Source organism: Flagellimonas sp. (assembly GCF_965233845.1).
Lineage (GTDB): Bacteria > Bacteroidota > Bacteroidia > Flavobacteriales > Flavobacteriaceae > Flagellimonas.
The window spans coordinates 2,598,573-2,620,079 of record NZ_OZ247584.1; the positions used below are offsets into that span (position 1 = coordinate 2,598,573).

General features: G+C 41.0%; 26 protein-coding genes. 20 read left to right on the plus strand and 6 right to left on the minus strand.

Annotation, left to right across the window (positions count from 1 at the left end):
• Position 1: 1 nt before the first annotated feature.
• On the plus strand, positions 2-508 hold the full coding sequence (locus tag ACO6S0_RS11375) for a GNAT family N-acetyltransferase (protein ID WP_422348501.1): 507 nt from the start codon (positions 2-4) through the stop codon (positions 506-508).
• 48 nt (positions 509-556) lie between these two features.
• On the opposite strand, the gene ACO6S0_RS11380 is transcribed toward ACO6S0_RS11375, so the two are convergent.
• A complete protein-coding gene (locus ACO6S0_RS11380) occupies positions 557-976 on the minus strand; it encodes a nucleoside-diphosphate kinase (RefSeq protein ID WP_420402240.1) in 420 nt (139 codons plus the stop codon).
• A 49-nt stretch (positions 977-1,025) separates the two neighbouring features.
• Positions 1,026-2,069 (minus strand): alkaline phosphatase D family protein, encoded by a 1,044-nt coding sequence (locus tag ACO6S0_RS11385; protein WP_422348502.1) that lies wholly within the window; start codon positions 2,067-2,069, stop codon positions 1,026-1,028.
• Between the two features lie 75 nt (positions 2,070-2,144).
• On the opposite strand from ACO6S0_RS11385, the gene ACO6S0_RS11390 reads away from it, so the two are divergent.
• The 4 genes from ACO6S0_RS11390 to ACO6S0_RS11405 all read left to right on the plus strand — a co-directional run bounded on the left by ACO6S0_RS11390 (position 2,145) and on the right by ACO6S0_RS11405 (position 6,041).
• Positions 2,145-3,161, plus strand: coding sequence for a DHH family phosphoesterase (locus ACO6S0_RS11390; RefSeq protein ID WP_422348503.1), 1,017 nt, complete (start codon positions 2,145-2,147; stop codon positions 3,159-3,161).
• Positions 3,158-3,715 carry a gliding motility-associated peptidyl-prolyl isomerase GldI gene (gldI, locus tag ACO6S0_RS11395; protein WP_422348504.1) on the plus strand — a complete coding sequence of 186 codons (558 nt, stop codon included), beginning with the start codon at positions 3,158-3,160 and terminating at the stop codon, positions 3,713-3,715. Before ACO6S0_RS11390 ends, gldI begins: the two co-directional genes overlap by 4 nt.
• Positions 3,716-3,719: 4 nt before the next feature.
• A complete protein-coding gene (locus ACO6S0_RS11400) occupies positions 3,720-4,829 on the plus strand; it encodes a peptidylprolyl isomerase (protein WP_422348505.1) in 1,110 nt (369 codons plus the stop codon).
• A gap of 144 nt (positions 4,830-4,973) precedes the next feature.
• Positions 4,974-6,041 (plus strand): DUF3810 domain-containing protein, encoded by a 1,068-nt coding sequence (locus ACO6S0_RS11405; RefSeq protein ID WP_422348506.1) that lies wholly within the window; start codon positions 4,974-4,976, stop codon positions 6,039-6,041.
• A gap of 11 nt (positions 6,042-6,052) precedes the next feature.
• Here ACO6S0_RS11405 and ACO6S0_RS11410 read toward each other — a convergent pair whose 3' ends face one another.
• Entirely contained in the window at positions 6,053-6,859 is an 807-nt protein-coding gene (locus ACO6S0_RS11410; RefSeq protein ID WP_422348507.1) for a DUF6503 family protein, read from the minus strand.
• 59 nt (positions 6,860-6,918) lie between these two features.
• On the opposite strand from ACO6S0_RS11410, the gene ACO6S0_RS11415 reads away from it, so the two are divergent.
• The 7 genes from ACO6S0_RS11415 (at position 6,919) to ACO6S0_RS11445 (ending at position 14,842) form a co-directional block, all read left to right on the plus strand.
• Positions 6,919-7,737 (plus strand): TrmH family RNA methyltransferase, encoded by an 819-nt coding sequence (locus tag ACO6S0_RS11415; RefSeq protein WP_422348508.1) that lies wholly within the window; start codon positions 6,919-6,921, stop codon positions 7,735-7,737.
• Between the two features lie 3 nt (positions 7,738-7,740).
• The gene (locus ACO6S0_RS11420) at positions 7,741-8,973 is read left to right on the plus strand and encodes a M48 family metallopeptidase (protein WP_422348509.1); all 1,233 of its coding nucleotides are present in this window, start codon (positions 7,741-7,743) and stop codon (positions 8,971-8,973) included.
• Between the two features lie 44 nt (positions 8,974-9,017).
• Positions 9,018-11,222, plus strand: a complete 2,205-nt coding sequence (locus tag ACO6S0_RS11425; RefSeq protein WP_422348510.1) for a RelA/SpoT family protein — start codon at positions 9,018-9,020, stop codon at positions 11,220-11,222.
• Between the two features lie 41 nt (positions 11,223-11,263).
• On the plus strand, positions 11,264-11,719 hold the full coding sequence (locus ACO6S0_RS11430) for a Fur family transcriptional regulator (RefSeq protein WP_420400260.1): 456 nt from the start codon (positions 11,264-11,266) through the stop codon (positions 11,717-11,719).
• A gap of 12 nt (positions 11,720-11,731) precedes the next feature.
• Positions 11,732-13,000 carry an adenylosuccinate synthase gene (locus tag ACO6S0_RS11435; protein ID WP_422348511.1) on the plus strand — a complete coding sequence of 423 codons (1,269 nt, stop codon included), beginning with the start codon at positions 11,732-11,734 and terminating at the stop codon, positions 12,998-13,000.
• A 226-nt stretch (positions 13,001-13,226) separates the two neighbouring features.
• Positions 13,227-13,547 carry a helix-turn-helix domain-containing protein gene (locus ACO6S0_RS11440; RefSeq protein ID WP_422348512.1) on the plus strand — a complete coding sequence of 107 codons (321 nt, stop codon included), beginning with the start codon at positions 13,227-13,229 and terminating at the stop codon, positions 13,545-13,547.
• Positions 13,541-14,842, plus strand: coding sequence for a type II toxin-antitoxin system HipA family toxin (locus ACO6S0_RS11445; RefSeq protein ID WP_422348513.1), 1,302 nt, complete (start codon positions 13,541-13,543; stop codon positions 14,840-14,842). Before ACO6S0_RS11440 ends, ACO6S0_RS11445 begins: the two co-directional genes overlap by 7 nt.
• Before the next feature lie 114 nt (positions 14,843-14,956).
• On the opposite strand, the gene ACO6S0_RS11450 is transcribed toward ACO6S0_RS11445, so the two are convergent.
• Positions 14,957-15,178 (minus strand): hypothetical protein, encoded by a 222-nt coding sequence (locus tag ACO6S0_RS11450; RefSeq protein WP_422348514.1) that lies wholly within the window; start codon positions 15,176-15,178, stop codon positions 14,957-14,959.
• 70 nt (positions 15,179-15,248) lie between these two features.
• Between ACO6S0_RS11450 and ACO6S0_RS11455 the strand changes: the two genes are divergently transcribed.
• Complete coding sequence (locus tag ACO6S0_RS11455; RefSeq protein WP_422348515.1) at positions 15,249-15,488, plus strand: helix-turn-helix domain-containing protein; 240 nt, start codon at positions 15,249-15,251, stop codon at positions 15,486-15,488.
• On the opposite strand, the gene ACO6S0_RS11460 is transcribed toward ACO6S0_RS11455, so the two are convergent.
• Positions 15,478-16,320, minus strand: a complete 843-nt coding sequence (locus ACO6S0_RS11460) for a tyrosine-type recombinase/integrase (RefSeq protein ID WP_422348516.1) — start codon at positions 16,318-16,320, stop codon at positions 15,478-15,480. The two genes, ACO6S0_RS11455 and ACO6S0_RS11460, sit on opposite strands and share 11 nt — an antisense overlap.
• 133 nt (positions 16,321-16,453) lie before the next feature.
• Here ACO6S0_RS11460 and ACO6S0_RS11465 point away from each other — a divergent pair, with 133 nt between their 5' ends.
• The 6 genes from ACO6S0_RS11465 to ACO6S0_RS11490 all read left to right on the plus strand — a co-directional run bounded on the left by ACO6S0_RS11465 (position 16,454) and on the right by ACO6S0_RS11490 (position 20,105).
• Entirely contained in the window at positions 16,454-16,894 is a 441-nt protein-coding gene (locus ACO6S0_RS11465; RefSeq protein ID WP_422348517.1) for a hypothetical protein, read from the plus strand.
• A gap of 29 nt (positions 16,895-16,923) precedes the next feature.
• Entirely contained in the window at positions 16,924-17,439 is a 516-nt protein-coding gene (locus ACO6S0_RS11470) for a hypothetical protein (RefSeq protein ID WP_422348518.1), read from the plus strand.
• A complete protein-coding gene (locus ACO6S0_RS11475; protein ID WP_422348519.1) occupies positions 17,440-17,763 on the plus strand; it encodes a hypothetical protein in 324 nt (107 codons plus the stop codon). It abuts the gene before it with no gap.
• Positions 17,764-17,926: 163 nt separating this feature from the next.
• On the plus strand, positions 17,927-18,571 hold the full coding sequence (locus ACO6S0_RS11480) for a hypothetical protein (protein WP_422348520.1): 645 nt from the start codon (positions 17,927-17,929) through the stop codon (positions 18,569-18,571).
• Between the two features lie 139 nt (positions 18,572-18,710).
• Positions 18,711-19,223, plus strand: coding sequence for a hypothetical protein (locus ACO6S0_RS11485; RefSeq protein WP_422348521.1), 513 nt, complete (start codon positions 18,711-18,713; stop codon positions 19,221-19,223).
• A gap of 312 nt (positions 19,224-19,535) precedes the next feature.
• Complete coding sequence (locus tag ACO6S0_RS11490) at positions 19,536-20,105, plus strand: Crp/Fnr family transcriptional regulator (RefSeq protein WP_422348522.1); 570 nt, start codon at positions 19,536-19,538, stop codon at positions 20,103-20,105.
• A 32-nt stretch (positions 20,106-20,137) separates the two neighbouring features.
• Here the strand turns inward: ACO6S0_RS11490 and ACO6S0_RS11495 are convergent, their stop codons facing one another.
• Positions 20,138-20,386, minus strand: coding sequence for a hypothetical protein (locus ACO6S0_RS11495; protein WP_422348523.1), 249 nt, complete (start codon positions 20,384-20,386; stop codon positions 20,138-20,140).
• A gap of 687 nt (positions 20,387-21,073) precedes the next feature.
• Between ACO6S0_RS11495 and ACO6S0_RS11500 the strand changes: the two genes are divergently transcribed.
• Positions 21,074-21,490 carry a hypothetical protein gene (locus ACO6S0_RS11500; protein WP_422348524.1) on the plus strand — a complete coding sequence of 139 codons (417 nt, stop codon included), beginning with the start codon at positions 21,074-21,076 and terminating at the stop codon, positions 21,488-21,490.
• Positions 21,491-21,507: the final 17 nt, after the last annotated feature.

The following is a 21,507-nucleotide window of genomic DNA, read 5'->3' on the forward strand; positions in this document are numbered from 1 at the left end:
CATGATAACAATTGTAGAATCGGAAAGATTGCGAATTCAGGAAGCAGAACCAGCGGATTCCGAATTCATCCTGCAACTGCTCAACAGTCCCAACTGGTTGGAGTTTATTGGGGACAGAGGGGTAAAGACCGAAAAACAGGCCATAAACTATATAGAAATGAGTTTACGGCACTCTTACAACCATCACGGTTTTGGGCTTTACGTAGTAATTTTGAAGGAATCCTTGATTCCTATTGGTCTCTGTGGGTTCTTGCAACGTGATTATTTAGACCATCCGGATATTGGGTTTGCCACCCTGCCAGCTTTTGAAGGATTTGGATACACTTTTGAAGCTTGCGCAGCCTTGATGGAACATGCCAAGCAAAATCTAAAGTTGAAATCTATTCTAGGTATCACCACCCCATCCAATATTAAATCCAGAAATCTTCTTCTTAAAATTGGACTTATGGAAGTAGGTACGGTGATGCCCCCGGGAAAAAAGGAGGAACTTCTTCTTTTTTCCAACTAAAAAAGCCACCCAAAAAGAGTGGCTTTCCATGTATAATCGTTCTGCTATTTAGAATACTTCTCTTCCTGAAAAGTGAAAAGCGCCTTCAATAGCTGCATTTTCATCACTATCCGAACCATGAACGGCATTTTCACCAATACTGGTTGCATACAATTTACGGATAGTTCCCTCTGCAGCTTCTGCCGGATTGGTCGCCCCAATCAACGCACGAAAATCATCCACAGCATTATCCTTTTCCAAAATTGCGGCAACAATTGGCCCGCGAGTCATGAATTCCACCAATTCTCCAAAGAAAGGTCGTTCTTTATGGATTGCGTAAAATTCTTGCGCATCTCTTTTGCTCAACTGGGTGTATTTCATGGCCACAATTTTGAAGCCAGCCCCGGTAATCTTTTCCAATATAGCACCAATATGCCCATTTTCAACGGCATCTGGCTTGATCATGGTAAACGTTCTATTTCCCATTATTTTCTAAAATTTTGCGCAAACTTACGCTTTTTCAACCAACGGGCAAGATTTAATACTGCTGTTTTATTTCTTGATGTACCAAACCATTTTCACCCATTATTCTAAGCTTGGCCTCCCGGGTCACTAGGTTTAACTCAATTATCCCAAAACTGGGCACCGACGTTACCGAACCCACACGAAAACGGTTGGGCTCTGATTCAAAATTGGAATAGGAATGGGTAAGACCACTACTCGTAAAGTCAATCAACGGATACGACATGCTTTCCAACTGGGTTTTGGAAAACTCGGATATATGTCGATCACCAGACAAAATCATAACTCCTTTGGCCTTGGAATTGGATATGAGTTGGTTCATCTTTTCAATTTCCTTTGGAAAATTGCCCCAACCTTCAAATCCATGTTCCCTGGATAAAAATTGAATGCTGGTAACAATCAAATTGAAATCTGCATCTGTTGATTGCAATTCGTTTTGAAGCCATTTCCATTGGGCATCCCCCAAAATGGTAGCATCATCCTTTATATTGGGCATATATCTTCTTTCAGGATTTGGATCTTTCTCCAGCCTACTTCTAAAATAGCGGGTGTCCAAAACCATTACTTTTACTTTACCAGCAGGAATTTCATAGGTATGCGCAGCATAGATTCCCTTCCTTGTCCGTCTTCCACTATCTGGAGCCACCTCCATAAAGTCTAAAAACTGTTCTTGGCTTCCATCTTTCATGGTAAACTCCTCCCCTCCATCATTTAGGCCATAATCATGATCGTCCCAGGTTCCAATCACAGGAATTTTGGACTTCAATAAAGCATATCCCTCAACCTGGTTTTGTTTATCATACATCAATTTCAAAAGTCCCATATCGTCAGTATCCGCATAAATATTATCTCCGCCCCAAATCCAAAGTTGGGGGTCTAAGTCCAAGATATCGCCCCAAAAAGGGTTGTCCATATCTTGTTTGTTACAGGAACCAAAAGCAATTCTAAAAATGGGGTTGGCATTTGCATCAGGACTTTCTGAGCTTGGTGTGGATTCTTGCTTTGATTTGCATGCGATGAGGGCGATTGAGCACAAAAAAAACGAAAGGAAGCGGATCATACTATTAATTTGAACTGGGACAAAAATAAAGCATCATAGCATACCTCTATATTATATTATTGTATCTTTGGGCGCATGAATTTAGAGGATATCACGACCGTTAAGTCGATTCTTTCCCAGCCCCAAAACATCGCAATTATACCCCATAAAAATCCTGATGGAGATGCCATTGGCTCCTGTTTGGCCCTTTGTTTTTTTCTGAAGGACAAAGGTCATAAGGCCACAGTGGTGGCACCCAACGATTTTCCTAAATTTCTAAAATGGATGCCCGGTTGTGACAGCATTTTAAATTATGAAAGGGAAAACAGTCAGGCCAAAAAGGTTCTTGAAGAGGCTACGGTAGTCTTTACTTTGGATTTTAACGATTTATCCCGTACTGGGCAGTTGGAAACTCCTTTAAAGGAAAAGAATGCTGATTTCATAATGATCGATCACCATCAACAACCCAATGGCTACGCTAAGGTTACTTATTCGGATGTGAACATGAGTTCCACTTGTGAGATGGTGTATAATTTTATAGAATTTTTGGGAGCATTGGACAGCATTACGCCAGAAATTGCGACCAATTTGTATACTGGAATCATGACAGACACCGGTTCGTTTAAGTATCGCACCACCTCCAGTAGAACGCACAGGGTGGTGGCAGATCTTATGGACAAAGGGGCGTCCAATATGGAGATCCACCAGAAGGTTTTTGATACCAACTCCCCCTCCCGCTTACATTTGTTGGGCGCGGCCTTGCGTAATATGGTCATTCTCCCGGAATTAAAAACCGCCTATATCACCCTTAGCCAGGAAGAGTTGGATCAATACGATTTCAAAAAAGGGGACACTGAGGGGTTCGTGAACTACGGGCTTACCCTTGAAGGAATCAATTTTGCCGCCATCTTTATCGAAAACAAGGAAGAGGGTATCATCAAAATCTCGTTCCGATCTATAGGGGATTTCTCCGTGAACCAATTTGCCCGAGAGCATTTTCACGGAGGAGGGCATGACAATGCAGCCGGAGGGCGCAGTGAGCTAAGTATGGAGGAAACCATTGATAAATTCAACTTGATTCTAAAGACTTACCGAAAGGAATTAAACCCATGAAAGCAATTTGGTCTTCCATATTGATTTTAGTTTTAATGAGCTGTGGTGGTCCAGAACCGCGAAAGCCCGTTAAAGTAAAATCCGGTAGTTTTTTTAAGGAATCTGTGGAGCGGAACAAGACCCTTTTGGCCCAAGAAGAAACCATCATCCAGAAAATTATTGAAAGGGATTCGCTGCATGAGTATATGGCTAGCCCCAGTGGGTTTTGGTACTATTTTGATGCCAAAAATGACAGCTCGCGATATTTGCCCAAAACCAATGACCAGATTCTGTTTTCGTATGATTTGCGTAGTTTGGACAACGATACGATTTATACGGCCCAGGAAATTGGACCAACATCTTACGTAGTGGACAAAGAACAATTGTTCACTGGACTTCAAAATGCGGTGAAACTGCTCAAAATCAATGAAAAGGCGACCTTCATATTTCCATCCCTGCAGGCCTATGGCTATCATGGCGATGGTGACAGAATAGGCCCAAGAACCCCCTTGAAGTCGACCATAGAATTACATACAATCATTATTAATCAAGATAGTCTAAATCTAAAACCATAATACCATGAAACGATCCCTAGTATTAATGACGCTATTTTCCATGGTTTTGCTTGCCTGCAAATCCAGCAAGTATACCGATTTGGGAGATGGCATTTTTGCTGATATCCAAACCAACAAAGGAGATATCATTGTAAAATTGGAGCATGAGAAGACCCCTGTTACCGTGGCCAATTTTGTTTCTTTGGCAGAAGGAAATAGTCCCTTTGTGTCCGATAGTCTAAAAAACAAAAAATTCTATGATGGCTTGATTTTCCATAGGGTCATGAAAGATTTTATGATTCAGGGCGGTGACCCCATGGGAACCGGTCGGGGTAATCCTGGATACAAGTTCAAGGATGAATTCAACGACTCTCTTAAGCATTCTAAAAAGGGAATTCTGTCCATGGCCAACTCAGGCCCAAAGACCAACGGGAGTCAGTTTTTTATAACGCATAAAGAAACCCCGTGGCTGGATGGCAGACATACCGTATTTGGTGAGGTGGTAAGTGGAATTGACGTGGTGGATACCATAGCCAATGTGGCCGTGGCTCCGCAAAGCAACAAACCCAATGACGATGTAGTGATGAACAAGGTGGAAATTGTACGCAATGGCAAGGAAGCCAAAAACTTCGATGCTGTTCAAATCATGACGGATTATTTTGCCGAGGAAGAAGCTGCAGTAGCCGCTTTTGAAAAAATGAAGGCTGATTACGCCGCTGAATTTGAAAGTCAAAAAGCGCAAGCCGAGGAACTGCCTTCGGGACTTAAAATTCTGTCCTTGACCCAAGGGGACGGAGAGCAACCTAAAGTTGGACAAAAGGTGTTGGTGATGTATGCGGGATGGTTACCCAGCGGACTTTTGTTTGATAGCAATTATGAAGAAATAGCCACCAAATTCAACAAGTTTGACTTAAGAAGGAAGCAAGGTGGTGGTTATTTCCCAACTCCTATGGATTATAGCCCTGAAGCCAGACTAATTCCAGGATTCAAAGAAGGGTTGCAGACTATGAAAGTGGGTGATAAAATACGTGTGTTTATCCCACCACATTTAGGATATGGCGCCCAAGGCGGTGGTCCCATCCCACCTAATTCCGATTTGATTTTTGACTTGGAGATTACCGGAATCCAGGAATAATAGCTTTAATACTATTGAACCAAGCCGAACCTATGTTCGGCTTTTTTTGTTTTTGCACAAAGCTTTGTTAAGACTCCTCCCCTCAATATAAATTCTAAAAATTTAGAAGTAGTTTAGAGGCCTTGTTTCTCGTATCCGAACGCTATGCGACCCAAAGTCAAAACTTTTATTGCCCTTGCCCTACCCCTTCAAATTATTTTGGTCAAGTGGATTGGAAGTTATCCCAATTGGGTTGAGCGCTATTATAGCGAGGGTATTTATCCACCTATTTCCAGGTTCCTACGACTACTATTTGGTTGGATTCCTTTCTCTTTTGGTGACCTCCTGTATCTGACCCTCATTGTTCTGGTCATAAGATATCTCTACCGAAATTGGAAGAACATTAGGCAGAAGCCCCTGCTTTTCCTAAAGGATATCGTAGTGGTTCTATCCATAGTATATTTTGTATTTCATCTGCTTTGGGGAATGAATTACTACAGACAACCTATTACTTGGAAACTGGGCATTGAAAGGGAATACACCCAAGACCAGTTGGTGGACTTCACGCAGTATCTGATTGACCAATCCAACCACTTTCAAGAACAGATTACAGGGGATAGCATAACCGCTGTAAAAGTTCCCTATGACCGCAAGGAAGTGTTTGATATGACCCAAAAAGGTTATGACCAATTAAAGAACGAGTACCCCTATCTTGAATATAAAAGCAAAAGCATCAAATCTTCCATATTCAGTATTCCGCTAAGTTATATGGGCTATGGGGGTTACCTCAATCCTTTTTCCAACGAGGCGCAGGTGAATGGGATCACTCCCATATATCGAATGCCAACGGTAAGTGGACATGAGATAGGTCATCAATTGGGATATTCAGCCGAGGATGCCACCAATTTCATTGGTTTTTTGGTTTCGGCTAAAAACGAAGATTCCTATTTTAAGTATACGGCATATTCGCATGCCTTGGGCTATTGTCTATCCGATTTGGCCCGAAAAGATGAGGACACTTTCAAGCAATTGGCATCAGGATTAAATCCTGGAGTCAAAAAAAATTACAAAGAAGTCCGTGAGTTTTGGGAGCGCTATGAAAATCCCCTGGAACCCGTTTTCAAATCTATCTTCAACACCTTCCTCAAAGTCAATAATCAAGAGGAGGGAATTGAGAGCTATAATTCCGTGGTAGGCTTACTGATCAGCTACCATAGCAAATACGGATTTTAAGTCTAAGCTTGCTAGTCATACTTCTTGGGTTCCACAACAACGGACTGCTCCGGTTTCGCATAAAAGTCGTTGGGTTTTGCCTCTTTAGCCAAGCTCACGTTTTCAAAATTAACCGTACTTCGGGCATCGAGAATTTTGGGGCCCTCATAGTTATACCATGTAATGGATTTAGGAAGGACCAGCCCTTCTACGTTCTGCCAATCATCATATCGAATCCACTTAACGTTTTCTGATATTTCCCCCGTTCTATAAGTCACGGTATACCCCAACCAAGCCATTTGACCAGTATCAGGGTCCATATGGATAAAATATTCATCCTTGGGCGAGGTTCCCACACCTGAATTATAGGCAATACGGATTCCAGGGTAACTTTTTTGTTCATACACCAAATCATCCGTTTCATGATAAACTATACCGTCATCCGCCAAAACAAAAGGCATGGCATAGAAGTAAAACATAAGATTGTGGTAAAACACGGGATCCCCCTCGTAGCTTTTATCAGGATCTAACAGCCAAACCTGGCTGCCATCAGAACCCATGGATAAGTTCGGGGTATCCACACGATCTTTGCGCGACCATAAATCTACGGTATGCGTTTCACTTGATTCGCTTTTGGGCATTTCAAAGGTCAATGTGCGTTGGGCTTTCCATGTCTTTAAGCCACCATGGGCAGTAAAAACAGCATCAAGTATTTTAGGGTACTTCGAAGTAGTAACTTCAGTTTCAACATGCACATTTTCAACACTTTTTTCTTCTTTTGAAGTCGGTTTACAGGAGGCAACAATTAGAATCATTGCCAAGAGAACTATTCTTTTCATTTTCTATTTTTGGTCAATTTCATGCTTGGTCGGAAGCTATCCGATGAGATTACAAGAATATGTATTTTTGTGGGGTGAACGAAGTCAAATCCATCAGTAGTACCCAAAATCCTTTGATAAAGAAGGTACTGCTCCTAAAGGAAAAATCCCGGGAACGAAAGAAAACAGGCCTTTTTGTAGTGGAGGGAGTTCGCGAAATTGAGCTGGCCCAAAAGGGTGGTTATACGATAAAAACACTACTGTACAACCCCGAAATTGCTTCCGATTTTTCTAGCCATCCGATATCCAGAAATCCAACCATCGAATACATCCAACTTTCCAAATCAGTTTACGAAAAACTGGCCCATAGAGGGACAACCGAGGGGGTTTTAGCGGTTGTTGAGAGTAAGGGGCATCTACTGGAAAATCTGCAGTTTAAAAACTCAAGGCCTTTGGTTTTAGTTGCTGAAGCTCCCGAAAAACCAGGGAACATTGGTGCCTTGTTGCGTACTGCGGATGCAGCGAATATCGATGCTGTATTGATTGCCAATCCCCGCTCCGACCTTTATAATCCCAACATTATCCGATCCAGCGTAGGATGCGTGTTTACCACCCAAATTGGCTTGGGGAACTCCACGGAAATTCTGGAGTTTTTGAAGAAGAAGAACATTTCCATTTTCTGTGCAGCACTTACGGCCTCCAAGAACTATGTGGAATGTAATTTTGAGGATGCGTCGGCCATTGTGGTTGGAACCGAGGCTACCGGTTTGTCCGATACATGGCTCCAGCATTCGGACCAAAACATTATAATTCCCATGCAAGGCGAAATTGACTCCATGAACGTTTCCGTGTCCGCGGCAATACTTATATTTGAAGCCAAGCGGCAACGCGGATACTAGCCTATGGAAAAAACTACACTGTTTTATGTCATCATCTTCATTTTGGTGGTGCAATACCTTATCCATCAACTTTTGGAATACTTGAATGCCAAGAGATTTGAATCTGAAGTTCCAGAAGAACTCCAAGATGTTTTTGATGGGGAGGAGTACCAAAAATCCCAGCAATATAAGCGAACCAATTATAGATTTGGCAGTTTATCAGACGGGTTTTCCTTATTGGTGACCTTGGTTTTTTTATTGTTGAACGGATTTGAGTGGTTGGACCAACTAACACGTTCCATATCGGACAATCCCATTGTCATGGCCTTGGTGTTCTTTGGTCTGATTGTAGTGGGGAGCAGCATTCTAAGTGCGCCATTTTCTTACTATCAAACTTTTGTGATCGAAGAGCAGTATGGTTTTAATAAAACCACCAAAAAGCTCTTTTTCCTGGACAAGCTTAAAGCCGGGGCGCTCACAGCTATTTTTGGAGGGGGCATCCTATCCCTGTTCATTTTGTTTTATCAGTGGACAGGCCCCAATTTTTGGTTGTACACATGGATTATGGCTGCTGTGGTCATTCTGTTCATGAACTTGTTCTATAGCAAACTAATTGTGCCTTTGTTCAATAAACAGACCCCACTCTCGGAAGGAAGTCTAAAAGAAGCCATAGAACGCTATGCCAAGCATGTGGGGTTTGAACTTCAAAACATTTTTGTGATCGATGGTTCCAAACGGTCAACCAAGGCGAATGCCTATTTTAGCGGATTTGGGCGGGAAAAGCGGATTACCTTGTTCGACACCTTGATCAATGATTTGAGCGAGGAAGAGATCGTGGCCGTGTTGGCCCATGAGGTCGGTCATTACAAACGCAAGCACGTTATTTTCAATTTGGTGGTTTCCTTGTTATTGACCGGTTTGACCTTGTTCATTTTATCCCTTTTCATCAATAACCCTCAAATTTCATTGGCCATTGGGGTGTCAACCCCAAGTTTTCATGCTGGCTTGATCGGCTTTGTGCTGCTCTATAGCCCCATCTCGGAAATTACAGGATTGGCTATGAACTATTTGTCCAGAAAGTTTGAGTTTCAGGCAGATAACTATGCCAAAATGACATTTGCAGCTACACCGCTGGTCACCTCCTTAAAAAAGCTTTCCAAAAACAATTTAAGCAACCTCACGCCCCATCCAGCGTACGTGTTTGTGCATTATTCCCACCCTCCTCTAATTGAACGGATTAGAAACTTAAAGGCATAATTTTTGTTGGTTAGCTATTAAGATTGTGCTAACTTTAATTTAATATGACGGAGGCTGCTATAGAAAAAGAGAACAAGGAGATCGCGAAGCAGTACAAGGAATTGCTTCGTATCAGTTATCAAACCTTGACCGCTGCGGACAAGAAATTGATACGCTCCGCTTTTGACGTTGCCGTGGACGCCCACAAAGATCAACGTAGAAAGTCGGGAGAGGCCTATATTTTCCATCCTATAGCCGTAGCCAAAATTGTAGCTTCCAAAATTGGGCTGGACGCAGTTTCCATTGCTTCTGCCCTTTTACATGATGTGGTAGAAGATACGCCCTATACCTTGGACGACATTGAACGTATGTTCGGGGAAACCGTCGCCCGTATCGTGGATGGACTGACCAAGATAGCACACCTCAAGAAGGACAAAGACATCAGTCAGCAAGCAGAAAACTTTAGAAAAATGCTGCTGACCCTGCATGATGATGTCCGTGTGATTATCATCAAAATTGCAGACCGGTACCACAATATGCTCACCATGGACTCCATGCCCGAGCACAAACAGGTTAAAATTGCCTCGGAGACCCTGTACATTTACGCTCCCCTGGCCCACAGGATTGGGCTCTATAACATAAAGACCCATCTGGAAGACCTCAGTTTAAAATATACCGAACCTGAGGTCTACAACGATATTCAAGCCAAGATTGAGGACACAGAGGAAGAGCAGCAGGCCTATATTGATGATTTTACAAACGTTATCAGAAACTCCCTGGATAAGGAAGGTTTGAACTATGATGTGAAGGGGCGGATGAAGTCCATCTTCTCCATTCGGAGAAAGATGAAGGCCCAAAACGTATCTTTTGATGAGGTCTACGACAAGTTTGCCATTCGGATCATCTATAAATCCGACCGAAAAAATGAAAAGTTCCTGGCTTGGAAAATTTATTCCATTGTTACGGACCACTTCACACCCAACCCCATTCGTTTGCGCGATTGGATCACTTCTCCAAAATCAACTGGTTATGAAGCCTTGCACATTACGGTGATGGGGCCCAAAGGAAAATGGGTAGAGGTCCAGATCAGAAGTGAACGCATGCACGAGATTGCCGAAAAAGGGTACGCGGCCCACTTTAAGTACAAGCATGGGGAACAAAAAGAACAAGGTATTGAGGATTGGCTCAACCGCTTACAGAAAGCGCTTGAAGGCTCGAATGGAAATGCTGTGGATTTTGTGGAGGAATTCAAGCTTAATCTGTATTCCAAGGAGATTTTTGTATTTACCCCAAAAGGGGATTTAAAATCCATGCCCAAGGGTTCCACCCCTTTGGATTTTGCCTTCCACATCCATACGGAAATAGGGATGAAGACCCGAGGTGCCCGGGTGAATGGGAAATTGGTTCCCCTGGGATCTACGCTTCAAAGTGGGGATCAGGTGGAAATCATAACCTCTGAAAGCGCCAAACCTAACCAAAGTTGGTTGGATTATGCCCAAACGGCCCGTGCGCGATCCAAGATCAAATCGTCCTTAAGTGAGGAAAAGAAGAGCATTGCGGCAGATGGGAAAGAAGTGCTTAGACGAAAGCTAAAATCCCAAAAAATCAACTTGAACGAGGACACCGTGAACAAATTGGTGACCTATTTTAAGCTAAAAACCAGTCTAGACCTTTTTTATCGCGTAGGAATTGGGGTCATAGACAATGAGCGCATCAAGGACTTTGCATCTTCCTATCACAACGCTTTTTTGAATTTCTTCAAAAACAAAATCCGAAGGAGCCCTACTCCCAAGGATGTGAACAAGGATGAAATAACCACCAAGTACGATATGCTCGTATTTGGCAAGGAAGAGGAAAAATTGCCCTACAAACTGTCACAATGCTGTAATCCCATTCCGGGAGATGACGTTTTTGGATTTTTAAGCGTAAACGATGGCATAAAAGTGCACACCAAAAGCTGTCCCAATGCCATTTCGCTTCAATCCAATTATGCGTACCGGATCATGTCGGCCAAATGGATAGATTCCTCGCAAGAAGAGTTTACGGCTGACATCCGAATCACGGGGATTGACAATCTGGGATTGGTAAACGAGATTACCAACATCATCTCGGATAACCTGCACGTGAATATGCGCAACCTGAACTTTAGTGCTGATGGCGGTACTTTTACGGGTCAGATTACCTTGGTCGTGAAAAACAACAACATCCTTAAAAAATTGGTCAACCACCTGAAACAGGTGGAGGGGATAGACAAAGTATCCAGAATTTAATTTTTAGCTGTACCTTTGTCATTTAGCATTGGTGAGACGCTATGGGCAACGATAAAAACCAGGAAATTGTAAAAAATGTGTTCACTTCCTTTTTGGAGGAAAAAGGGCATCGAAAAACACCTGAGCGCTACGCAATACTTCAGGAAATCTATGATAGTGACGATCATTTTGATGTGGAATCCCTCTACATTAAAATGAAGACCAAAAACTATCGGGTAAGTCGAGCTACCCTTTACAACACCATTGAGTTGCTATTGGACTGCAAATTGGTACGCAAGCATCAGTTTGGGAAAAACCAGGCCCAATACGAAAAGTCCTATTTTGATCGCCAGCACGACCATGTTATTTTAACAGATACAGGGGAAGTTGTTGAATTTTGTGACCCGCGAATCCAATCCATCAAAAAAACCATTGAGGAGGTTTTTGACATCAAGATCAACAACCATTCTCTATATTTCTACGGAACCAGAAACAAAGAAGAAAACCTAACTGACTAACCCACCTATTTCATGGTAGATTTATTGCTTGGACTCCAATGGGGAGACGAGGGAAAAGGAAAGATTGTTGATGTTCTTACCAAGGATTATGATATTATAGCTCGTTTTCAAGGCGGTCCAAATGCAGGACATACCTTGGAGTTTGATGGTATAAAACATGTGCTGCACACCATTCCATCGGGAATTTTCCATAAAAATGCGGTGAACGTTGTTGGGAACGGGGTGGTCATTGATCCAGTAATCTTTAAAAAGGAGCTGGACAATCTGGAAAAGTTCAATCTTGATATTATCTCCAAGCTTCTGATTTCAAGAAAAGCCCATTTGATTTTACCTACCCACCGTTTGTTGGATGCGGCTTCCGAAACCGCTAAAGGCAAGGCCAAAATTGGATCTACCCTTAAGGGTATTGGTCCTACCTATATGGACAAAACCGGACGTAACGGGATGCGTGTCGGGGATTTGGAATTTGATACCTGGAAAACGAAATACCGTACCCTTGCAGACAAGCACGAGGCCATGATCGGGTTCTACAATGTGGATATCCAATACGATTTGGCCGAATTGGAAGCTGAGTTTTTTGAAGCGGTGGATACGCTTAAAAAGCTCACTTTTATAGACAGCGAGGAGTTTATCTTCAAAGCGCAGGCCGAGGGCAAGAAAATATTGGCCGAAGGTGCCCAAGGCTCCCTTTTGGATATTGATTTTGGAACCTATCCCTTTGTGACCTCCAGTAATACCACGGCTGCCGGAGCTTGTACCGGATTGGGGGTGGCCCCCAATAAGATTGGTCGTGTTTTGGGTATTTTTAAGGCGTACACCACCCGTGTGGGCAGTGGCCCCTTCCCTACCGAGCTTTTTGACGAGGACGGAGAGACCATGGGCCGTGTGGGCAACGAATTTGGTGCTACCACAGGAAGACCAAGACGTTGTGGTTGGTTGGATTTAGTAGCGTTAAAATACGCGGTTCAAATCAACGGGGTTACCGAGTTGATGATGATGAAAGCGGATGTTTTGAGTGGTTTTAAAACACTAAAGGTCTGTACAGCGTATACATATAATGGCGAAGAAATCCAGCACCTGCCCTACAATATTGAAAGTGAAAACGTAACACCCGTTTATTCCGAAATGAAAGGTTGGGCCAAGGATTTAACCCAGTTGACCCAAGCGGAAGACCTTCCTCCTGCCCTAAACGCGTATATCGACTTTCTGGAAAAAGAATTGAACGTTCCGATCAAAATTGTTTCCGTAGGGCCGGACCGGATACAGACCATTCACAGGTAAACAACTTCTTCTTTACCGCTTTGATTTTATTTCATCAAATCGCATTTTCACTTACTATGTGTTGGTAAAACCCATCATTAAATCTATTTTAGACCTATATTGATAGTATTTACCAACATCTTGATTTGAAAATTTATGTATAATTTTGTATCTTTGTTGGGAAATACAAACATTAAAGCGGTTTTTTTACATAAGGATGGAAAATACCAACATAAATTGGACTCACATGACAGACGCTGCCATAGTGGAACAACTAGGGCTTTATATAAGGCGTTTACGGTTGCAGCAAGATACCTCACAGGCCCAATTGGCAGATAAAGCTGGGCTCAATCGATGGACCATCAGTAAAATAGAGAATGGTGAGCCTGTTACCTTAATGAGCCTCATCCAAATTCTAAGGGCCCTAAACAGTCTTTATGTTCTGGATACCTTTCAAGTTTCAGAAGAAATAAGCCCTCTGGCGTATGCCAAACTCAAAAAACAGCAAAGACAAAGGGCCAGTGGTAAATCCAGTCCTAAACCCAACAAAGAAGATTTAGGATGGTAGATGTGGCCGAGGTTAAAATATGGAACGAGCTGGTGGGTGCCATTCGCTGGGACGAATCCCAACAACTGGGGTACTTCCAGTACGATCCCCAGTTTCTCCAAAAAGGTTGGGACCTATCTCCCATAAAAATGCCTTTGGATCAAGGCTCCCGAATCCACAGTTTTCCAGAATTGCGGAAAGCCCGCGGCGAAACTGAAGACGCTTTTAAGGGATTGCCAGGCCTACTATCCGACGCCCTGCCGGACAAATACGGAAACAAGCTGATCAATATCTGGCTTGCGCAGCAAGGGCGGCCCGAAAACAGCATGAACCCTGTGGAAAAGCTATGCTTTATAGGCACAAGGGGCATGGGTGCGCTAGAGTTTGAGCCTACTCGAATTAAAACCGGGGCCTACACCTACGCCCTGGAACTGGACAGCCTAGTGGAGGTGGCCCAAAAAATGCTGAACGAACGCGAAACCTTTTTGACCCAACTGAACAAGGATGACGAAAAGGCCATGATGGATATCCTAAAAATAGGGACCTCAGCCGGGGGTGCCCGCCCCAAGGCGGTAATTGCCTATAACCCAAAAACTGGGGAGGTACGGTCCGGACAGGGCAATGTGCCCAAAGGTTTTGAACATTGGTTGCTTAAACTGGATGGAGTAAGCGGAGACCAGTTTGGCGAAAGCTCGGGTTGGGGGCGCGTGGAATACGCCTATTATCTTATGGCCCAGGATTGCGGTATTGAAATGAGCGAATGCCAATTGCTGCAAGAAAACGGAAGGGCGCATTTTATGACCCAGCGTTTTGATCGTGAGGGCAACACCCGACACCATATCCAATCGCTGTGCGGGGTACAACACTACGATTTTAACGATATGTACGGCTACAGCTATGAACAGCTGTTCCAAACTATGCGCATATTGCGGTTGACCTACCCAGAGGCGGAGCAAATGTTCCGAAGAATGGCCTTTAACGTTTTGGCCACCAACTATGATGATCACACCAAGAATTTTTCCTTTATCTTAAAAAAAGATGGGGAATGGCGACTGGCCCCGGCCTACGATCTTTGCTTTTCCTTTGACCCCACCAACCACTGGGTAAACAAACAGACCCTGAGTGTAAATGGAAAGCGTTTGGACATCACCAAGGAAGACCTCTTGACCATTGCCAAGGATAACAACCTTAAAAGGGGAAAAAGTATCCTGGAGGAAATCAATGCGGTTGTAAAATCCTGGAAAACCTATGCGCAGCAAGCGGGGGTGCGCAAGGATTTGGAAGAGCGGATCTATGGCAATCTTAATGTTTTCTAGGCCATTTGTGATGGGCGAATACCAAATTGCAAGAGCCAAGAGCCAAGCTCCAAATACCAAATTCCATTGTTGAAGTTCAAGTGCAAACTCAAACTCAAGTTCAATTTTGCATTTTCAATTTTCAATTTCCCGCATTCTAAGGATGGTTACAATGCCCCTTAGCGCCGAGACCACACTTTGTACTTCGCGCGGGGTAAATACTTCTTCCTCTATATAAAAGAGCATTTCCAGGTTACGGTCCAGTACCTTGGCAAACTCCTGTGGGGAGCCATAGCCTTCTTTAATAAAATGGGAGAGCTGTTTCTTTTGGGATTTGGTTAATGGTTTGTATTTCATAAAACTTGTCATATATGGCATTAACTACAGCTAATATAAAGCTTTTCTTGACTTGTCAAATATGACAAGTATGGAAAAATCCGAAATGCTGAAAATTATTGGTGGAAATGTAAAACGGATTCGACAAGAAAAAGGCTGGACGCAAGTAGACTTGGTGGGAAAAATTGAAGCTCAAATTGATACAACGAACATCTCCCGAATTGAAAAAGGAAGAACCAACGCCACCATACATACGCTCTTTAGAATAAGCCAAGCTTTGGAAGTGCCCTTATCCCATATTTGTGATCTTCCATATCCTGTTAAAGGATAAGATTTTCAAGTGGACTTTTGATGGATTTGATGTGCGAATTACTTACATGGGTATAGATCATGGTTGTCTTAATTGAATTATGCCCCAAAAGGGCTTGAATAATTCGAATATCTGTACCATTTTCCATTAAATGGGTAGCAAAACTATGCCGTAAAGTGTGTACAGTGACCTTTTTGTTTATCCCGGCTTTTTTAGCGGCTAATTTTACCACGCTCAACAAACTACTTGCTGTATATTGATTTCCATTTTGACCTTCAAAAAGATAGGTTCTGGGCCTGAACTCAATATAGTACTGTCGCAACAGTTTTTTAAGCGATACAGGAAACATAACCTGCCTGTCCTTTTTACCCTTTGCGTTGAACAGGGTGATTGTATTGCGCTCACCATCCAGATGATAAATTTTGAGGTTCAAAAGCTCTCCACTCCTTAACCCCAGTCCATATAAAACAGAGAGCATTGCCTTATGCTTTAAATTGACCGTTCTTTTTAACATTTGCTGAACCTCGTTTTGCGAAAGAACCACTGGCAGTTTATATGCTTTCCTTGTAGGCCTAAGATTATCCAAAGGTATTTCCCTGTCAAACATTGTTCTATAGAAAAGGCGCAAACTTCCAAGCATTTGCTTTTGTGAGGCATAGGACATTTTCTTTTTTACAAAAAACCCGAAACAAGCATTGATGATGTCCTTATTGGACAATGAATTCCAATACTTAACCTTGGTTTGGACACGAAAGAGCTTTAAAGATGAAACGTAGGCTGAAATGGTATTGGGGCTATAGCCCTTTAGCTCCATTATTGTGCTAAACTTGTTAAGTTGCGGATAACCTTCCATTATGGGCTAAAATTTGGGATAGTGAAAATACATTTTTTTCGATGAAAAGTAGGTTATATCCCTCCAAAAGGAAAGGTTATGCGTATAAATTGGGCTAAATTGCGGATATAAACGAGTTGTGTGCAATTAAAAAATGAACCTAATTAAGACAATTGGAATAATATTAATATTCATTCTCGGACTGTTGATTCAGCCTATTCTTTGGTTTGTTTCGTTATTTGTACCTGATGATAAGACTAGCTATTATCACAACACTCGTTCATTTGTCCGACATAATTCTATTTGCGACAAGTATTGGCACGACCTTTTTCATTCTGAGATGGAGTTTCAAGAGTTCGAAACCAAAATGACCTCTGAATTTGTGCCAATTGGAGCTACTTCACATTATGAACCAAAGCCAAAAGTGAAATTCCTATTTTATCAGTATGGCGCACAGGAATGGGAAGGAGGTTTCATTTATAAATGTAAATCTGACGGAAAGCTTTGGGAACTGTCTGTGCCTGAAAACGCATACAGAGGATATTTCAAAGGAATCGATTTGAATGAAAAAGAGATAGAAGAATACTTAAAATGAAAAACTGCACACAACAAAACCTATACGCAATGCGGGCTGAGGAGTTAGGTGATAGTTCGGTGCTTTTAGCCCGCCAAAGCTCCGCTTTCAAACTCCGCACTGCGCATAGCCAAACCGTTGTGTGTCATTTTGAGAAAAATATGAACGAACCAATAATAATAGAGGAATTAGGCAAAATTTGGGGAAGGGATGCAATCTTTTTGGACGGAATTGAATTTGACGGAACTAATTCTGTAAAACTGATTGGAGATTTTAATGGTTCGCTCTGTGAAAATGTTAAAAGCGAAAAATGGATTTCATACGAGTTAACATTCAAAGGAATTTTGGAATTTAAAATAACAGAATTAGACTTTTTTTCAAACACAGAATATAGTTCCAGTTTTGAAAAGGTTATTGACTCTGACAAATTAAATGGATTCGTAAAAAGCTCACAGAATTTTAAATTAAAAGATTCACACGAACATTATATTTTCCACACTTATGACGATGTGATTGAATTAGTCGCAAACGAATTTGAATTAAAACTCAAACCAAAAAAAGAATAAATGTTTAAATCAATAAAAAAAATAAGCATTCTATTTTTAATTGGAATTGGATTGAGTTCTTGTACAGGAAACAACTATGTTGAATATAAACCTCATTATTTGAGTGGGAATAATGAACATAAATATTTTGGAGAACCTGAATTGGATTCTATCGAATTTAAAAATACAATTCAAGTACTTGAATTTTATGGAAATAAGTACAAAACAAAAAATGGGAATGTGATTTTGATAACTAAAGAATTGAATCAAGATTGGACACTTTTATGGAATTATACCACGAAAGCAAATGATAATGAATGGTTAAAAACTCATAAACCTGAATAAAAAACGAACACACAACATTGGCTATAATTCATTGTGGTTTTGTGCCACACCAAAATAAAAGTATAAATCAACGGCTGATTTCTAAGCGGAATAATCCTGCGGATGATTCCACAACGAAATCATAGCCGAGACCTTTAGCTACAATGCCGAACAAAGTTCATAGATGATTTTATTATTTCTGTTCTTAACCCTAATTATAGTTCTTTCTTATCCTGTTTTGGCGTGGAAAATGTTCAAAGCACTTAAGACAAAAGACAAACCAAAACTTTATCGACTTTCATTAATACTTTTAATTCTAATTTTGATTCCAGGCTTTTATTGGAAACTACTACCAGGCTCATATCTATTTTGGAATCCAATCGAAAAAGCTGAAGAACGGAGCTATAATATCGAATTAACTGGATTTGAATTTAACGCCGGAGACCTGATTTATGAATACGAAACGGAAAGAGCGTTTAATGGAGATGGATATTCGATTTGGATTTATAAAATTGACGACAAAACAGCAAAATATTTTAAAAACCCAAAAGAGGAATTCTTTACCAAACACCCACGAACGGAATTAAGGAATCACTGGGAACCTGAATTTTGGAAAGAAACACCATTTGACAAACAAGAGCAAAAGTTTTTGGACTTTGCTCACAGCACCCTTGACGAGTTGGAATTTGAATTAGAGGACTTACTCAATGAAAAAGGGAACTATTATGCGTATGAATATTATATGCACAGTTACGGAGTCGGAAATATTGACTTTTACATACTTTGTCCGAATAGAAAATTAATAGTGAAAATAAATCATAACACTTAAAAGCACAGTAGCTAACAATGGCTATAGCCCATGCCTATAGCTTGGCCATTTTTTCCTAACTTCAATTAACTAAAAACTGACTGGCGCTGGCCACGAGGCCATAGCCGAGACCGTTGGCAGTCATTTAAACTCACTCTAAATGTACGATAGAGAAAAAGTAGAAAATTTTCAAATCCGAATGGAAGAAATAATTGAAAAGCACGATACTAAAGATGCTTTTGAATTAATCACTTCCGAACTGAACGAATGTGAGAATCGATACTTGACTGAATTTATGGCACCACTTAATTTTCTCAAATATGAACCCGTTTTAGATTGGGTGGAACAAAACGTGGATAGAGTGAAAAATGTGACACAAGATTGGGGACATTTATCTGCTAGCTCGAATTTCACTTGGGAAAGAGCTGAAAAGTGGCTTGAAATGGGACGACCCTGGAGTTTGGTTGCTCTTGATGCTACGATGTTCTGTACAACTCTAGGCGAAAGATTAAATCAGTCACCTTGGATGAGAGAATTAAGACCACAACTTATGGACAATCCAAAACTGGACAGAATTGCAAACGGACTGAAAAAATATCTGGAAACCGACAGTGTGCCAAGAACAAAGAATACAGTCAACCGAATTATTAATGACATATTTGAAATTGGATAAAAAAAACGAACTGCCAACAATGTATAACCGCAATTACGGCGGATTCGACTATACTTCGACTTTGCTCAGCACAGGCTTGAATCCACCCCGCCCGTACCGAACGGCACATTCGGGCGCGGTCGGAATTGCTAACGCCAGTTTTAAACCGAAAATTAACGCATATAAACCCGTAACTGACGGTTGTGCGAGACCGTCGTAAGCCGTCACAAATTAAAAGTGCAAAATCTCTAAATAAGGTTGTCATATAACAACTTTTACTCAATCAACAAAGGTTACATTTGAAATCCAAATTCATAAAAACATAGTTGTACAGTGTATCAACAATTAGAAAAATTCGTGAAAAGTCATGGAAAAATTGGAGAAAAGGAGTTACAAGAAGTAGTCAAAGCTTTTAAACCTATAAATACAGTCAGAAATGAGATGTTGTGTAATATTGGACAGGTATGCAAACATTTTTACTTTATTAACAAAGGATGTTTAAGGCTTTATGAAATAGATTCGAATGGAAATGAGATTACCGGATACTTTGCTTTAGAGGATAGTATCATATCTGCTAACACCAGCTTCATCTTACAAAGACCTTCTCGAGATTGTTTGGTCTCTTTAGAACCTTCTGAATTGCTCGTAATCCAAAGAAAGGAGTTTTATAAGTTAGCGGCTACTATTACCCAATTTGCAACTGTCTATAATAAATTTATTGAGTTTGCATTTATTCATTCCCAAATGCGTATTTATAGCTTTTTAGGAATGAATGGAATGGACAAACTTAGATGGGTTATGGAACACGAACCAAAACTACTATCTCGTGTTTCTAGTAAGGCTGTCGCTTCATACTTGGGAATGACCAACTCTACACTAAGCAAATTAAGGGCAAAATTATAGATTACTTTTTGTGAGAGCTCCCTCTTATTTAATTATTGCCACTTTTGTTTTAGGGTTAAATTTCCATCTTGCACAAATAATATGGAAGGAAGCCATTTTATGGAAGCAGGATTTTGGCGTTTCTTTTTTGGAGTTCTAACATTGATTATTTTAGGATGTAAGGATCTACCGACACTTAAGTTAATTCGAAAAAACCTTGATGGTATTTCACTTTCCGGTTTTATTGGTCTTTTTGGGTTCAACGTTTTTTTCTTTTTAGGCTTATTATACACATCAGCCATAACTGCCGCACTTATTATAGGCTAAAACCCTATTCTGACAATTATTTTTTCGCGCAAAATATTAAGGACCACCATAAGTAAAATCCAAATAATAGGCATTATCATCTCCTTCTTGGAATTGACCTATCTTATCTTAAAAGGGAACATGACCAATCTTTATAACGTTCGTTTTAATAATGGGGATATCCTCATATTGATAGCCAATGTATTTTTTGCATTGCATCATGTTTGGGTAAAAAAATAGTAGCGCAATTTCGAATCTAAATTTTACACTTTTAACAAGTCTATGCTGTTTGGTAGGGTGCTCTGTTTTGTTGCCAGCAAGTGGTATGGATTTGATCACATCTCGCACACCAAACTTGTAGGTGGTAGCACCTGGTATTGGTTGTTTAGGTACGGCTTTGGCTTATTTTCTGTGACAAAAAGGAGTACAAATGATAGGTGCCGATAAAGCTGGCATATATGAATGTTATACCTCACAGCATTGCTTGCCATATTTTTCAATGAGAATTTATACAACAATCACTTTATAGGTGGAATAACCATTGTCATCGGTTTGCTTATTAGCAAAAGCGCTACCTCGAAATCCTCAAAAGCATTGTCATATGACAACTTTTAAATTTTAGCTTCTAGCAATCTTTACACTGTTGAAGGGCAACGAAGCTCTCGATTTAAAATTATTTAATTATGCCAATTACAGTAACATTAACAGAGGGTGTAATCCCCAGAGAAAAAGAAGGAAAAGTGGTAAAAGAAATTACTAATGCATTTTTAGAGCATCATGGTTTGGGTGGAAATAAGGTGATGACACCCAATGCAACAGCTCAATTGCATATTCAACCAAAAAGAGAAACTTTTTCTGGTGGTGATCCCGTATCTGGCGCCTGGGTTGAGATTAAAGTACCTGGTTTTGGTCTTGCCAGCAGAGAAGTTCAAAAAGGTTTTTTTGCTGAAGCTACTGAAATAATACATAGACATTCTGATGGGAAGCTTCCCAGAAAAAATATATGGACCAATGCTCTTCATACCGTTGATGGCACATGGAACATGGACGGTGTAGCAATGACAAATGAAGAATTAGGGGTAGAAATTGCCAAAGGATAAACATCACCCATTATTCA